Annotated in this window: 16 protein-coding genes; 5 read left to right on the top strand and 11 right to left on the bottom strand. The window is 41.9% G+C overall.

Translation table 11 applies throughout. The annotated features are described in order from the left end of the window. Positions 1-47: 47 nt before the first annotated feature. Positions 48-1445: a class II fumarate hydratase gene (gene fumC / locus QZ407_RS13775; RefSeq protein ID WP_295772082.1), complete on the bottom strand. Its 1398-nt coding sequence runs from the start codon at positions 1443-1445 to the stop codon at positions 48-50. A gap of 180 nt (positions 1446-1625) precedes the next feature. Here fumC and QZ407_RS13770 point away from each other — a divergent pair, with 180 nt between their 5' ends. The 3 genes from QZ407_RS13770 to QZ407_RS13760 all read left to right on the top strand — a co-directional run bounded on the left by QZ407_RS13770 (position 1626) and on the right by QZ407_RS13760 (position 3677). Continuing rightward, positions 1626-2219 (top strand): Crp/Fnr family transcriptional regulator, encoded by a 594-nt coding sequence (locus QZ407_RS13770; RefSeq protein WP_295772080.1) that lies wholly within the window; start codon positions 1626-1628, stop codon positions 2217-2219. 123 nt (positions 2220-2342) lie between these two features. After that, complete coding sequence (locus tag QZ407_RS13765; protein WP_295772078.1) at positions 2343-2912, top strand: DUF308 domain-containing protein; 570 nt, start codon at positions 2343-2345, stop codon at positions 2910-2912. Between the two features lie 186 nt (positions 2913-3098). After that, on the top strand, positions 3099-3677 hold the full coding sequence (locus tag QZ407_RS13760; protein WP_295772075.1) for a hypothetical protein: 579 nt from the start codon (positions 3099-3101) through the stop codon (positions 3675-3677). 70 nt (positions 3678-3747) lie between these two features. On the opposite strand, the gene QZ407_RS13755 is transcribed toward QZ407_RS13760, so the two are convergent. The 4 genes from QZ407_RS13755 to QZ407_RS13740 form a co-directional block, all read right to left on the bottom strand. Further along, positions 3748-5409: a hypothetical protein gene (locus tag QZ407_RS13755; protein ID WP_295772073.1), complete on the bottom strand. Its 1662-nt coding sequence runs from the start codon at positions 5407-5409 to the stop codon at positions 3748-3750. 22 nt (positions 5410-5431) lie between these two features. Beyond that, entirely contained in the window at positions 5432-6118 is a 687-nt protein-coding gene (locus QZ407_RS13750; protein ID WP_295772072.1) for a hypothetical protein, read from the bottom strand. A gap of 202 nt (positions 6119-6320) precedes the next feature. Further along, entirely contained in the window at positions 6321-6821 is a 501-nt protein-coding gene (locus QZ407_RS13745) for a MarR family transcriptional regulator (RefSeq protein WP_295772070.1), read from the bottom strand. Positions 6822-6924: 103 nt separating this feature from the next. After that, complete coding sequence (locus QZ407_RS13740) at positions 6925-7590, bottom strand: HAD family phosphatase (RefSeq protein WP_295772068.1); 666 nt, start codon at positions 7588-7590, stop codon at positions 6925-6927. Between the two features lie 121 nt (positions 7591-7711). On the opposite strand from QZ407_RS13740, the gene QZ407_RS13735 reads away from it, so the two are divergent. Beyond that, on the top strand, positions 7712-8173 hold the full coding sequence (locus tag QZ407_RS13735; protein ID WP_295772066.1) for a phosphatidylglycerophosphatase A: 462 nt from the start codon (positions 7712-7714) through the stop codon (positions 8171-8173). Here the strand turns inward: QZ407_RS13735 and QZ407_RS13730 are convergent. From QZ407_RS13730 to QZ407_RS13715, 4 genes are all read right to left on the bottom strand, one after another. After that, positions 8166-8552: a response regulator gene (locus QZ407_RS13730; protein ID WP_295772063.1), complete on the bottom strand. Its 387-nt coding sequence runs from the start codon at positions 8550-8552 to the stop codon at positions 8166-8168. The genes QZ407_RS13735 and QZ407_RS13730 overlap by 8 nt on opposite strands. 331 nt (positions 8553-8883) lie before the next feature. After that, on the bottom strand, positions 8884-9513 hold the full coding sequence (locus QZ407_RS13725) for an NAD(P)H-dependent oxidoreductase (protein ID WP_295772062.1): 630 nt from the start codon (positions 9511-9513) through the stop codon (positions 8884-8886). An 87-nt stretch (positions 9514-9600) separates the two neighbouring features. Continuing rightward, a complete protein-coding gene (locus QZ407_RS13720) occupies positions 9601-10218 on the bottom strand; it encodes a rhomboid family intramembrane serine protease (protein WP_295772060.1) in 618 nt (205 codons plus the stop codon). After that, positions 10219-11967, bottom strand: coding sequence for a M14 family zinc carboxypeptidase (locus QZ407_RS13715; protein WP_295772057.1), 1749 nt, complete (start codon positions 11965-11967; stop codon positions 10219-10221). A gap of 146 nt (positions 11968-12113) precedes the next feature. Here QZ407_RS13715 and QZ407_RS13710 point away from each other — a divergent pair, with 146 nt between their 5' ends. Continuing rightward, positions 12114-12899, top strand: a complete 786-nt coding sequence (locus QZ407_RS13710) for a DUF1835 domain-containing protein (protein WP_295772055.1) — start codon at positions 12114-12116, stop codon at positions 12897-12899. A gap of 22 nt (positions 12900-12921) precedes the next feature. Here the strand turns inward: QZ407_RS13710 and QZ407_RS13705 are convergent, their stop codons facing one another. Beyond that, the gene (locus QZ407_RS13705; protein WP_295772053.1) at positions 12922-13437 is read right to left on the bottom strand and encodes a shikimate kinase; all 516 of its coding nucleotides are present in this window, start codon (positions 13435-13437) and stop codon (positions 12922-12924) included. 30 nt (positions 13438-13467) lie between these two features. Continuing rightward, positions 13468-14529 (bottom strand): ABC transporter permease, encoded by a 1062-nt coding sequence (locus QZ407_RS13700; RefSeq protein ID WP_295772051.1) that lies wholly within the window; start codon positions 14527-14529, stop codon positions 13468-13470. Positions 14530-14531: the final 2 nt, after the last annotated feature.

The raw sequence follows: 14531 nt of genomic DNA, 5'->3' as shown, positions 1-14531 counted from the left end.
AACAAAAAAAAGTCCCTCTCCATTGGAGAGGGATTTAAGGATAGCAGTTATTTTAAACTTCCAATCATGTCTTCGGGGCGTACCCACTGGTCAAACTGTTCGTTGGTTAACAACTCAAGTTTAAGGGCAGCTTCGCGAAGTGACAGGCCGTCTTTTAACGCTGTTTTAGCAATTTTTGCTGCATTGTCGTAACCAATGTGCGGATTAAGCGCGGTTACCAGCATTAATGAATTTTCAAGGTGTTTTTTAATGCCCTCGTAGTTTGGCTCAATACCAACTGCACAATGGTCATTAAATGATACGCAGGCATCACCAATTAAACGAGCCGATTGCAGGAAGTTTGCAGCCATAACCGGTTTAAATACGTTTAATTCGTAATGACCGTTTGAGCCACCTATTGAAATGGCAACATCATTACCCATAACTTGTGCAGCTACCATGGTAACAGCCTCATTTTGGGTTGGATTAACTTTACCCGGCATAATTGATGAGCCTGGCTCATTATCAGGAATATGAATTTCGCCAATACCTGAGCGCGGACCAGAAGCCAGCATCCGGATATCGTTAGCAATTTTCATTAAAGCTACTGCAATTTGTTTCAGTGCACCGTGGGTTTCCACAATAGCGTCATGAGCAGCCAATGCCTCAAATTTATTTTCGGCAGTGATGAATGGTAAGCCGGTAAACTGTGCAATGTACTCGGCAACTTTAACATCATAACCTTTTGGCGTGTTAATGCCCGTACCTACGGCAGTACCACCCAAAGCAAGCTCTGAAAGGTGATCTAACGTGTTACGCAGCGCTTTTAAACCATGGTCTAATTGTGACACATAGCCTGAAAACTCCTGTCCTAAGGTTAGGGGGGTTGCATCCATTAAGTGCGTACGGCCAATTTTAACTACACTTTTAAAAGCTTCTGATTTTGCTTTTAAGGTGTCGCGTAATTTTTCGATACCCGGAATGGTAACGTCAATTAATATTTTGTAAGCTGCAATGTGCATTGCAGTAGGGTAGGTATCGTTTGATGATTGTGACTTGTTTACATCATCATTTGGGTGAATAAAGGTTTTGCCTTCACCCAGGGTGTTGCCTTGTAAAACATGCGCACGGTTAGCAACAACCTCGTTAACGTTCATGTTGCTTTGAGTACCCGAACCAGTTTGCCATATTACTAACGGAAACTCACCTTCAAGTTTGTTATCCAAAATTTCGTCACAAACCCGGGCAATCAGGTCGCGTTTTTCAGCAGCTAATACGCCTAAATCGGTATTGGTGTAAGCTGCAGCTTTTTTTAGGTAGGCAAAGGCAGCAATAATTTCTTTCGGCATTGAAGCTTCTGGGCCAATTTTAAAATTGTTGCGTGAACGCTCTGTTTGTGCGCCCCAGTATTTATCGGCCGGTACCTGTACCGCGCCCATGGTGTCATGTTCGGTTCTGAAATTCATAGTTTTTGCTATAATTTTTGCTGGGCAAAGTTAGGTATAAACCACAAAAATGACGAACGAAGAAAAAAGAGATTTTGGCCGTGTGTTGATGATGTTACCAACCTACACGTTACTGTAAAATATGCAGGAATGCCACGCCCGTAAGGTGCCGTAACACTATCTTAGATTTTTGCCCGGCACATGAACAGCAAACAACAGTTTTTAAACGATGTACTCATACCCTTTGCTGCCCTTACCGATAATGATGTAGCGGTAAGTTTAACCTATTGGCGTAGCCGCAAAATTGCCAAAGGCGAGTTTTTTAACATGCAGAACTTTGTATGTGCCGATCTGGCGCTTATTGTTAGCGGGATATTCAGGGTTTACTTTATACATCCCGAAACGCAGGAAGAAAAGAACATGTACTTTTTTTCGGAGCAGCAGTTCCTGGTTTCGTTCCGTAGCTTTATTAACCAGTACCCGTGTTACTACTTTATTGAGGCATTGGAAGATGCGGAAATACTGTCCATCCATTACACCGATCTGCAATACCTTTACAGCACGCCAACCGGCTGGCAAAAGTTTGGCCGCTTAATAGCCGAGCTGTTCTTCAATTACTCCCAATCGCGTACAGAAGAGTTTTTATTCAACACCCCCGAAGAACGCTACCTTAAAATGCTGAAAGAGCACCCTGGTATTGTGAACCGGGTGGCAGCTTACCACATCTCATCGTATCTGGGCATAAAAAACCCATCGTTAACACGTATCAAAAAGCGCTTGCAGCAAAAGCAATAGGGGGCTTTGGTGCAAAATTATCTCAGGTTGACAATAACACCGCTCATTTTTCACCTAAGTGAAAATTTGCGGGTTTTTAAGTTTTCACCTTTGTGGCATACAAAGATCATAAACGTTAGAACCATGTCAACTACAACAACAACATTACCCAATGCGCTGCCAACTACACGTGCATTGCGCTCACTTTATTTTATCCGCACTATATTTTCGGTTATATGGGTTACGCTGGTAGCGCTGTTGGCTAAATCATCGCCGGGCCTTGCTACCGTGCTTTTAATAATTTATCCCGCCTGGGATGTGGTAGGTACTTTGCTGGATATCCGCGCCAATAAAAACGCGGGCACCAGCCTGTTGCCACAGTACATTAACACGGTAATAAGCATACTTACCACTATTGCGGTGGCTATTGCCATACAAAAAGGCGTTCCCGAAGCATTAATTGTATTTGGCGTATGGGCCATGCTTACCGGACTAATTCAATTGGTGCTGGGCATTAAGCGCAGACGGGCTTTGGGTGGGCAATGGCCCATGATCATAAGCGGCGGGCAATCGGTTTTGGCCGGAGTTTCCTTCATTGCCATGGCACATTCGCCAAACATGGGCATTGTAAACCTGGCGGGATATTCGGCCTTTGGGGCTTTTTACTACCTGCTGGCGGCAATCAGGCTAAACAGGACCAACACGGTTGAATAGATAAATATTAGCTATTCTATTCAAGGTTGCCTTTCTTAAGGCAACCTTTGTTGTTTAAAACCAACTCAATCTATTTAGGCCGCTATGTTAAGATATAACCCACCCTAATAAAATGCTAAAAAAAATAGCAAAAACGTTTTTGTTTTTTGAAAATAGAATTATTTTAGCGCAAACAAATCACTTAAAATGAAAAAAATCTTTACCTTATTACTTATGGCCGGCTTGTTTTCATCTTGCGGCTCAAGCACTTCATCTTCTTCATTGTCAGATTCTATAACTGTCGACACCTCTGCTATAATAGAAACGGATTCTTCGCAAGCAAAAGAAAAACCTGCTGAAAATACTTCAAAATGGACTTACAAAGAAGAAGAAGATAAAATGACGTCGAAGAAGAAGTATTTTGCCGACATTGAGGCAAATAATGAGCTTAATTTTGATTTTCCTTATGATGGAGGGTCTACAGGCAGCATTATGATACGCAAAAAAAATGGGGAAACCGATGTAATGCTTAGCATTTCGAAGGGACAATTTAATACAGGCGTTGATGGTACTTCCATTATGGTAAGGTTTGATGATGATAAACCTGTTACTTTTGAATGTAGTGAAGCATCTGATAGCAGTTCGGATTTACTTTTTATAGACAACACGAAAAAATTTATAAGCCGTTTAAAAAAATCTAAAAAGATGAATATACAAGCTGAGTTTTACGAATCTGGTTTGCAGATAATGGAATTTACCACGGCCGGTTTCGTTTGGGCTCATTAATAAACATGATATGTAAACAAAGAAAGCCGATGACACCATCGGCTTTCTTTGTTTACAACTATTTATAGGCTTAATTACAATCTGCCAGTACAAATTTAGCCTCAACCGTAATGGCATCAGTGGTTTGGTCGTAGTTAGCCGTTCCACTCAGGCCATCAACTGATGGGATATTAACACCTGCCGTTTTATCAAGCTTGAACGAAGCAGAGTTGTAATTTTTACCTGCAAAGGTAGTGCTGATGCTGTAAGTATGTCCGTTTATAAGGTTGGCCGATGATACACCATCAGTCATATAAATGTTAATGCTTTGGCCGGTTGTATTGTCTTTTAGCGTTAACCAGGTTGATGGCTGAGCTACTACCCGCTGATTGGTACAACGCGCGCTTACTTTAACTGTGGTTTGTACATAATCAATAACAGTTATGCCAGTAAGCGTTACATCAACAGATCCCTTGCCGCAAGCCTCAAAAAACGATGTTTCGCCTAACTTATTAAGGCCGCTAGCTGTTTGTGCATATACTACAACTTTTAAATCGCCGGCGTCTGATGGAAAGTTGCTTAAAACGGCTTTGAAACCATTTCTTATAGAAGATGTAATGGCGCTTGCTACCGGCTGGTCGTTTGCTGTAACCAGGCTTATTTGGTAATTGCCGTTTATATCTTCGTCGGTATTTGGTATATGCACATTTACATTTAAATCAGAACTGCAATTGGCAGTGTACCAGTTTGCGCTCCACGCTGATAGGTGCGTTATTGGAAAACTTACCGAAAGCTTGTTATTGCTATTATAGGCAATGGTAGTATTACTTTCATACTTCCACTGGCCGGTTTGCTCGTTAAGGCTCCAAACAGGTATGGCGTCGCCCGCTTTAACCGCTTTTTTAGTTTGCGGGTTTATAAGATCAGGGTTAATTTCCATGGTAACGTTTACTGGCTTTGAAAAGGCCTTCACTGCAGTTGAGCCTGCGGTCATGTCAATAGAAAGCAGTCCGGCGGTAACAAATGTTGCTCCGTTGTTAACCGGCTGTCCGTTAGGGCCAATGGCATTAATCAAATCAAACCCACCTGGAAATGCAGCTGCCGCGTTTTCATTTCCCGTACCAAAGTAAACTATTTTTGATGATAGCTGAGAGGCGTTGATTGGGTTGTTATCGGCATCAAGTAATTTGGTGCCGGTGGTTATATTAATGCGGCTGGCTTCATCTACGCCATTGCCGGTTGGTGTGTTAATATTAATGGTAGCAGTAGTACCTGCTGTAACACTGTTTTCGCGTGTGATGGCGGTAGTGCCGTTTACCGGTTTGGCATACTCAACCAGTTTAATAACCGGCGCCGATGGTGACGTGCTGGTTAATGTTATAGTTTGCGATATAGGTGCGTAGCCCGGTAACGTAGCCGATATGCAAAAAGTAATAGGGTTGTTTTTAGTGGGTACTGCACCTTTTACTAAACTTAAAGGCAGGTAACCCTTTAACGCAGTAAAGTTCTTTCCGCCGCCATCAACTTGTAAATACTGTGCTCCTGTACCGGTTACGGTTACCTTGAAGGCATCAGGCAGCTTAGTTGTGCTTGCTGTATTGGCGTTAACAAACTGCACAAGCATGGGTGTGGTTGATAATGTACCCGTATTTACAATAATGTCCAGATCGTCAATTGGCTTTTTACAGGCCTCAGCACCAATCAAAACAACACAGGCAACGGCAACCAAAGCAGATTTGGTAAATAATTTCATAGTATAAATTTTATCAGGATTTTTAGCGTAAACGGAAGTTAAAGTTTAGCTGAGCAACAGGCAGCCAGCGGTAACATTTCATATTGGCGTTAAGTTGCGGCTCAAGTTTGTAGTTATCGGCCAGCATTTCGGTGCCGGTAACTTTTGATTTAGGCGATGACAAATAGTACGTACCTAAATCAAGGTTTACATTGAAGCGATTTTTAGGAAATCCTTTGAATAAACCAAGCCCAAGGTAAGGTGCAACGCCTCGCCAGCTCATATCAATGTTAAGCGATCCTAAATCGGCAGGAGTTATTTTATAGTTGCCTACCGAGTAAGTTCCGGTTGGCAGCACATTAATGTTACCGTTGGCCTTAAATAAGTAGCCAGCACCGGTTACCAGGCGTAAGCCCTGAAGTTTTTTAAATAGAACAACATCAGCCCAAAGATGAACATTAGAGAATTTAACCGACAGGCTGTTATTTGAGTCGAACCCCGAGAAGGTAAAAACGTTATTGGCTTTTACAGGTATAAAAGAGGCGCCGCCCCTTAGCGAAACGCGGTTGGTTAAACCATAACGCAAATCGCCACCAATACCTTGCGTACCCGCCTGCAATTGAAAAGAAATTTTATTTCTTGGGGCAACCGGTGCCACGGGCTGCGTTTGAGCATGTACGAAGTAAGAGCAGCATGAAAGGTATAAAGCAGCAATAAAAATAATTTTCATTTGTAAAATGCAGTTAGTCAGCGTTTTGTTGATTTAAAAGCCATTTTATTTGGCCTTTTCAAGAATCATTGACTTATACTGCATTACCGTTTAAATGGTTACAACCAACCGGAATTATTTGAAAATATATTACTTATAGCTTAACGTTGTGACTTATTGATAACAAAAAGTACGCATCAAATGGCAGGCACATAATGCACAATTATATAACCGGGGCTTGCATTGGCGGCTCTAAACGTGTTTTTATGCGCTCGTACATGTTTTTTTCTTCCAAAGCCTTTTCTAATTGTGCTATAGTTACCAGTAAATTGTTATCGGCCTGGGTGAGCCAGTTTTCGTTTTCAATTTTAATAGCGTCAAGTACCGGGGCAAGCTCCCGTAACAGCTTTTTACCATTTGCCGACAGTGATACCAGGCGTTTCCTGCCGTCGGTTTTATCTTTATGGGCATTTATAAGCTTAGCGCTCAGCATTTGATCAACAAACTGCACTATGGCCGGATGGGTAAGCTTAAGTTCTTCGGCAATGTCAACTATTGACAGGGTTTTTCTCCGGTTAAGTAACTCAAGTACCAAAAACCACTTTGATTCAAAGTTAAGATTTAGCTCTTTGTAAATTTTATTTACATCGTGCGCCAAACGGTCGCTCAACCTTTTTAAACGCGTAGCCAAAGCCAGCTCCGCCAGTTCAGAGATAAGATCCATGTCAGTTTAATAGTGTAACTAATATACAATATAATTGCTATACTAAACGCTTGAATGGTTTTTTTGGTGTAATACCAACTGCAGCACTTACTTGGCTTTCTTTTTAAGACAGTAGTTCAGAAAAAAAGCTGCCGTTAAAATTGGGAGAGTAATGAATAATGTTTGGCAGGTGCGCAAACTCATACGGCTTATGCGTAGTGGTTAGTATAACCGCAGGCATTTGGGCGTTTAAAGCAGCTTCTGCACCTTTTGGTACATCTTCAAATACCAGGCAATTAGTGGGGGTAATTTGCAGTTGTTGTGCTGCTTTCAAAAAGGTTTCGGGGTGAGGCTTGCTTAGCAAAACATCATCAGCGCTTACAATGGCTTTAAAGTAATGGCGTATGTTGAGGTTATCCAGTACGAAGTCAATATTAAAAGGAATTGCTGCAGAGGCTATCGCCATGGGAATATTTAGTTGATAAGCACGTTCTAAAAATTCGGCTAAGCCGGGCAGTAGGGCCAACTGTGGCAGGTACTCCTGCTGGTATCGTTTTTCTTTAGCTAATGATAACTCAATTTTTTCATCTTCGGTAAAACGCTGCGCGCCAAATACACGCTCTAAAACTTCGGGGTTTTTGCCATACATCTGCACTTTAACCTCATCCCAGGTAAAGTTGCCGCCAAGTTCTTCATTAAATATACGTTGCCACGCTTTTGTATGGTAATCCATATCGTTAATCATGGTTCCGTTCATATCAAATATCAGGGCGTGCGGTTTCTGTATCATGGGCGCAAATAGGGTAAAATGTTTAAATCAGCCAAAATAAGTTTAATCATTTACAAACGCATGGTGTGTAATGTTTATGGTGCTGCTAACACCTGGTTTTTTCTAACTTCGCAACATTAGTATGAACCTCAATAAAGTCATAGCCTCGTGGGGAGGCATAGGATATATTAAAGGTGGCGGCACTATTGCGGCTATAGTAACTTGCCTGCTTATTTATTTTGCAAATGAGCAGTTATGGTTGCAGCAGGTATGGGTATTACCTTTAGCAACAGTAGTAATAACTCTATTAGGTATATATGTGGGTAACCAGGTTGAGCCCGACTGGGGTAAAGACAGCTACCGCGTTGTTATTGACGAGGTTGCCGGACAAATGGTTACCCTGCTGTTTATTTCGCTTACTACACAGAATTTAATTATCGGCTTAATATTGTTCAGGTTTTTTGACATGCTGAAGCCTTTGGGCATACGTAAAATGGAAGACCTGAAAGGAGGAACGGGAGTTATGATGGATGATGTATTAGCAGGTGTTTACGCCAATATAGTTTTGCAGGTAATAGTTTTTGCTATAAGCAGGTTTAATTAGCTATAAAGCGATATTCAATTTTGTTAAGCAGCACCTGTGCATTTATAGGTTTCATTATAAAATCATCAGGAGAGCAATCGGCGTTTTCGTAAAGCTTCACTAACGACTGCTTGCTGCCAAGCACCGATATAACCGGTATTTTACTTGTTGAAGGTGCCGATTTCAATGCTGCACAAATCATAGCGCCGTTTGAACCGTGGCTTAAAGCGCCAAGCAAAATAAGGTGCGGGTTAAACGCTGTAACCTCCTGAAAAACATATTCAGCTTCGGTTAGAGTTTGCACCTCATAGCCATGCTGCATCAGCAAGGTATATAACGATGATAGCGTTTTGTGGTCATCTTCAACCACCAAAATTTTTTTAAACATGTTTTTAGTCATATATGTAGGTATTGTCAATTGATGTGCCATATGTATTTATGCCCTTTACGCAATATTTAACCATTAGGTAAATTGGGAGTGTATAAGGACAACCTCACATAGGGAACTTGTTTCCACAACTAACAGTAATATAACAACCTCAGGTTGGTAACAAAAAATGCCGGCCACCCCTGGCCGGCATTCACAACCTCAACTTTATTAAACACTAATGATCGTTCTGACTGAGGTGGGAGTCAATTCTCCCTGCTGACTCATTCACACATATCGCTTTCATCCCCCATTCAGAACTCATCACTAACTTTGCCTCATTTTACTGAGGCCTTAATCACACTCATATTTTTATAAACAAGTCTGATGCCGATTTACGTACTTTAGGTAATTTACTGTACTCGTCATCTTCTGCACGGTAACCAATTGCTGATATTACAGAGGTGGTTAAACCAAGTTCCTTCAAACCTAAAATTTCATCAAATTTAGCCGGATCGAAGCCCTCCATCGGGCCGCTATCAACGTTTACTTCAGATGCAGCAGCCAATAAAACGCCAAGCCCTAGGTAGGCTTGCTTATGTGCCCACACTAAACTTTCTTCGGCAGAAAGCGATGAAACTTTATTTAACAACATATCTTCAAAGCCGGCAAGAGCGGAGCGATCGGTACTGCGTATGCGGGCAACTTCATCTACATACCGTTTCACATATTCCTCATTTATGTTAGTTTCGGCTGCAAACACAATAAGGTGTGAAGCATCTGTAACCTGCGGTTGGTTGTAAGCGGCCGCCCTAAGCTGCTGGCGTATGGCTGCATCCTCAACCACAATAATTCTGTAGTGGTGCAAGCCGTATGATGATGGTGCTAACTGTACTGTGTTTAGTATATAGTCTAAAGTATCCTGACTTATTTTCTTTGACGGATCAAATTTTTTAGTGGCATATCGCCACGCTAGAGCTTCTTTAAGTGACATGATGTTGCTGATTAAGATTATACAAAAATATATGTTTAAACATTTAATAGTGTAATCTTAGTGTAACATCGCTAGTCAGTATATTGTTTAAAATGAAGCTCTTATCTGCTCAACAAAATTCAGCAGCACGTCATTATAAAGCAAAACGGTGATCATGATACCGCTTAATGCTCCAAAGAAGTGTGCATCATGATTAATGGTGCCCCGTGCCTGGCGCGAAGCATACACACAATAAATAAGGTAAAGCACGCCAAATAAAACTGCAGGTATTCCAAACGGAATTGGGAAAACACCAATGCGGTTCATTGGAAAGAAAAGTATATAGCTGAATAGCACCGCACTTATTGCGCCCGAAGCCCCGAGACTATGATAATTGTACGCTTCTTTAAACTTGCTAACCGTAGGCAAATCGCTTAAAATTAAGCTGCAAAAGTATAGCAGGGCAAATTGCCAATGGCCAATAAGCGTTTCAAGGGTAGGAGCAAATATAAAATAAGACCACATGTTAAACAGCAGGTGTGCCCAATCTCGGTGAATAAAGCCGCTGGTAACAAGGGTCCATACGCGCTGACCACGGGCCACGCTGTAAGGGTGCAGCATAAACTCACCGTAAAGGCGCTCGTTTGAAAAAGCCCATAATGAAAGTGCAATAGTAATAATGAATATGAATGAGGCTACCGGAGCCGCTTGTAAATATTGTTCCATCTATTGTAAATCGAGTTTGGTGTTGGTAATTAAACGTGCAACAGGGTAACGCAGGTATGTGTTTTCGTAAAAAGGTGAGTTTTTATATACAAATTCCAACTGCGCCCCGGCGCTTTTAGCAAGCTGCGGGTTACGCGCCTTTTCCTCATCCAGTTTTTGCTGTAGCTCCGGGTGGGCTTTAAGGTATTGTGCAGCAATGTCTTCAAAAACATAATCGGAGTAATGCTCCTTCTGGCTTAGCATCGAATCAAAAAAGTTCCAGGCAAAAAAAGAGTCAACGGCTTGCGGTTCCAATGTTTCTATAATATACCGGTTTATAGCCTGGTTTGTGTATACCACATAATCCCCTTCATAAAATTTAACCTTGTTATTGTTAACCACATTAAGCTGTACGCCGCTGTGGAGGTAATGGCCTTCATAAGGGCGCGCAACTGTTTTATAATCGGTTATATAATAAGTTTGTACGTTTAGGGTAGTGTCATGCTTCAAGCGCTGCATGGCAACCTTATTAAGTTTGAACAAATCAACTATTTTACCCCAGGCTTGCGGAATAACGTAGGCCACTGGCTTATCGGCTGTAAGTGTTGCTTTATAAGTATTATAGTATTTAATGGTTTTTGTCCAGGGCTTGGTTCGGTCATAATACAAGCGTGGCAAACCGCTAATGTCACTACTTTTATACCCAGCCTCATAGCCTTTAAAGGTAATATTGTCAAACTTCTGCTCATCTAAAGCCCAGGTTAGGGCAAAGGTTTTTTGCTGTTTTACCTGTTCATCGGCTTTCTGCTTAAGTTCACCAATTTGTTTAGCATCGCGCTGGCAAACATCAATCAGGTGGTGCATAAATTCATAAGTGGCATAAACTTTTTTATCGTAGGGTTTAAGCATATGTGTTTCGGTTACATAGCTTATAATATTATGCTGAACGGTATGGCCGGTTGAAAAACGCGGCGTTTCTAAAAATGCCACAATGCCCGAATCGGGCGAGCGTTTCAAACTTTCAACATACGGAATCATCTCATAACCGCTTTTATCCATGCGTTTATAAAGTTCCGGTGATAGTGTGTTGGCTGTGTATTCTGCCAGTATAGAGTGCTGCTTATTTTTTTGGGTTTCAATAAGCGTCATTACGTACTGGTAGTCTGCCCCATTGCTGGCATGGTTATCTAAAAAGACATCCGGCTGCCAGGTATTCAGTATTTGCAAAAAGGCAAGTGCGTTGCGGCTATCAGCTTTAATAAAATCGCGGTTAAGGTCAAGATTGCGGTAATTTCCCCTGAAACCATACGCCCGCGGTCCGTTTTGGCTCACACGAGATTGTCCACGGTTTAAGCTGCCGTCAATATTGTAAAGGGCAATAAAGCACACTACCACATCATTGGGCAATTGCTTTTTTTTCAGCATATCACGCACCAGCATCATACTGGCATCAATGCCTTCGGGCTCGCCGGGATGTATGCCGTTATTTATAACGATAACCCTTTTATTCTGCTGTTTGATTTTGACCGGGTCAAAGTTGCCGTCCTTTGATAGCACTACCAGCGTTAAGGGCTTGCCAGCATCGGTACTGCCATAGTTAAAAAGCTTTAGCTGCTGCGGAAACTGCTTCACCAGTTTAGGGTAATAAGTCATAACCTCGGCATATGTAGCTGTAGTATTTTTATCGGTACTTTGCTCAAATGGGGTTAACTGGGCTTGGGCTTTACCAAACAGCAAAGCCATGCTTAACAGGGGCAGCAGTTTTTTCATTGGTGGTAAATTTAATAGTTTTAATTAACCAGCGAGGAAGTGATGATGTGAATGACTGAATTTAAAACATTAGGTGGCCACAATTGCTATATATTTGAAAATAGGCAAATCAATCACTCACTAATTCGGTAAATTACTTGTTGCTCATGTCTCAGCTTCATATTCTTAATGGCGATGCCACCTTGCAAGGATTTAATGATACCGGTATTGATGGCGATGTTTTAGTTTGGCGCGAGGTATTTTCTGAAGGACCGTTAGCAGTAAAGTTAGATGCAGATTTTTGGCATGAACGACAGAAATATACCAGTGTTACTTTTAATGATACGCCCGACGGTTATGAGCATAAGGTACTGTATGAACTGGAAAAGCTAAACCAACCTTACATCGATATTACTTTGTGGTTTGACTTTGATTTGCATTGCCAGGTAAACATGCTTGGTGTAATGCAATTGCTGCAACAGCAAGTTGACCTATCAGGCCCGGAAATTTACCTTATTTGTCCTGATTATTTCCCGGGGGTATTAAACTTCAAAGGAATGGGTCAGTTGACCGGCAAGCAACTTGAAGTGTTATACGATAACCGCCTGCACCTAGGTGAATATGATTTTAAGTTAGCTAGTGAAGCCTGGCGAGCTTATAATACATTTAATGCTGATAAGTTAGACCGCTTTATAGACAGCACTCCATTTTGGGGTGGGCTTCATCAACTAAAATTTGCCCTTGAAGCACAGGTGCGCAGGTTAGAGGTGAATGAACAAGGTTTAAATTATATTGAAGAAAAACTTTTACTTATTTACCAGAATGGTATAATCAACCGTGAGGGAATTTATGAAGCCTTTTGGCGCGATGAAGCAATTTATGGTATGGGTGATGCTGAAATAAATACTTACCTCAATCGTTTACAGCAAAAGGGCTTAATTACGTTAGTTTAGCTACCTCTTGAAGCAATAAATGCTATAACTCGGTTTTTTCGGCAGCTAACGCAGCCGCCTTTTCAGCTGTGAGGCTGAGGCCATCGGCTATAATGTTTGCTTTTAGGTAAAATGCATTTCTTTCTTCCAGCTTTTCGGTAATAAATGCCAGTAGTTCGTCGCCATGCTTGTCTCGTAAAATGGGGCGGTCGTCTTTATTATTGCCCAAACGGCTTATTAAGGCTTTTGGAGTCAGGTTAATATACAGCGTAATTCCATTGACATTCATCCACTCCATGTTATCAAAAAAGCAAGGTAGCCCGCCGCCGGTTGATATTACTGCGTTTTCGGGATAAGCTGTACTTTTCAATATTTCTGATTCCGCCACGCGGAAAGCAGTTTCGCCAAAACTGGCAAAGTATTCGGCAATGGTCATACCTGCTTGCTCTTCCAGCACATGGTCGAGGTCAATGAACTGATAATTTAGGCGGGTTGCCAGTTTGCGGCCAAGCGTAGTTTTGCCGCTGCCCATATAACCAATTAAAAAAATGCGTGCCATGAAAATTATTAAGCTGATTATGTGCAGCTGTTACGAGTTGAACTTTACACGTGGGTCAATCCACACATAAAGTAAATCAACCAAAATATTTATAACCACAAATATAAAAGCAATAAATAGGATAGAACCGATGATAACAGGAAAATCTGACATTTCGAGCGCATCAACCGTTACCTTGCCCAAGCCGTTATAACCAAACACATATTCTACAAAAAACGAACCTGCCAGCAGCGAAGCAAACCAGGTTGCAATAGCAGTAATAACCGGGTTTAAAGCATTGGGTAACGCGTGGCGATAAACAATGGCATTCCGGCTCAAGCCTTTTGCTTTTGCGGTGCGAATGTAATCCTGAGCCAGAACTTCGAGCATTGAACTGCGTGTAAGCTGTACAATAATGGCAAGCGGACGCAGGCCCAGCGTCACTGCTGGTAAAATTACATTGCTCCAGGTCAGTACTTCGCCTTTAAACGGATCGTAGCTGTACAAACTACCGGTCATGTTGAGGCCGGTATAGTGGCTCAACACAAAGCCAAATAACCAGGCTATTATAATACCCGCAAAAAATGATGGTGCCGAAATACCCAATACCGAAAAGCCTACGGCAAGCCGGTCTATCCATGAGTTTTGATGTACGGCACTCAGAACGCCAAGTAAAACCCCAAGTATAACTGCCATAGTCATAGCCAAAACGGCCAGTATCAACGTGTTTGGTATAACATCGAGCAATAGCTCACCAACATCTTTATGGGTTTGGTATGACCGGCGCAGGTATGGCCATTTTAGGGCAATTACATGCGTATTTGATACCGGAAACAACTGCACATAGCCATAACGTTCCCGCTCTTCAAGCGTGCTGGCGTGTAAGCCAACAGGTAATAAATCATTCAAATAATAGGCAAATTGAACCTGCAAAGGCTTATCCAGGCCAAACTCTTTACGTACCGCTTCAAGCGATTGTACATCGGCGCGCTGTCCCTGGGTCATACGGGCCGGGTCAACCGGTAAAATGTTGAACAGGAAAAATACCACTACCACAATGCCCAGCATTACTGCCGCACTATAACCAATTTTGCGGATGAGGTAGCGTAGCATTA

This window comes from uncultured Mucilaginibacter sp. (genome assembly GCF_913773635.1).
Lineage (GTDB): Bacteria > Bacteroidota > Bacteroidia > Sphingobacteriales > Sphingobacteriaceae > Mucilaginibacter.
This window is presented reverse-complemented; position numbering and strand designations above follow the sequence as displayed.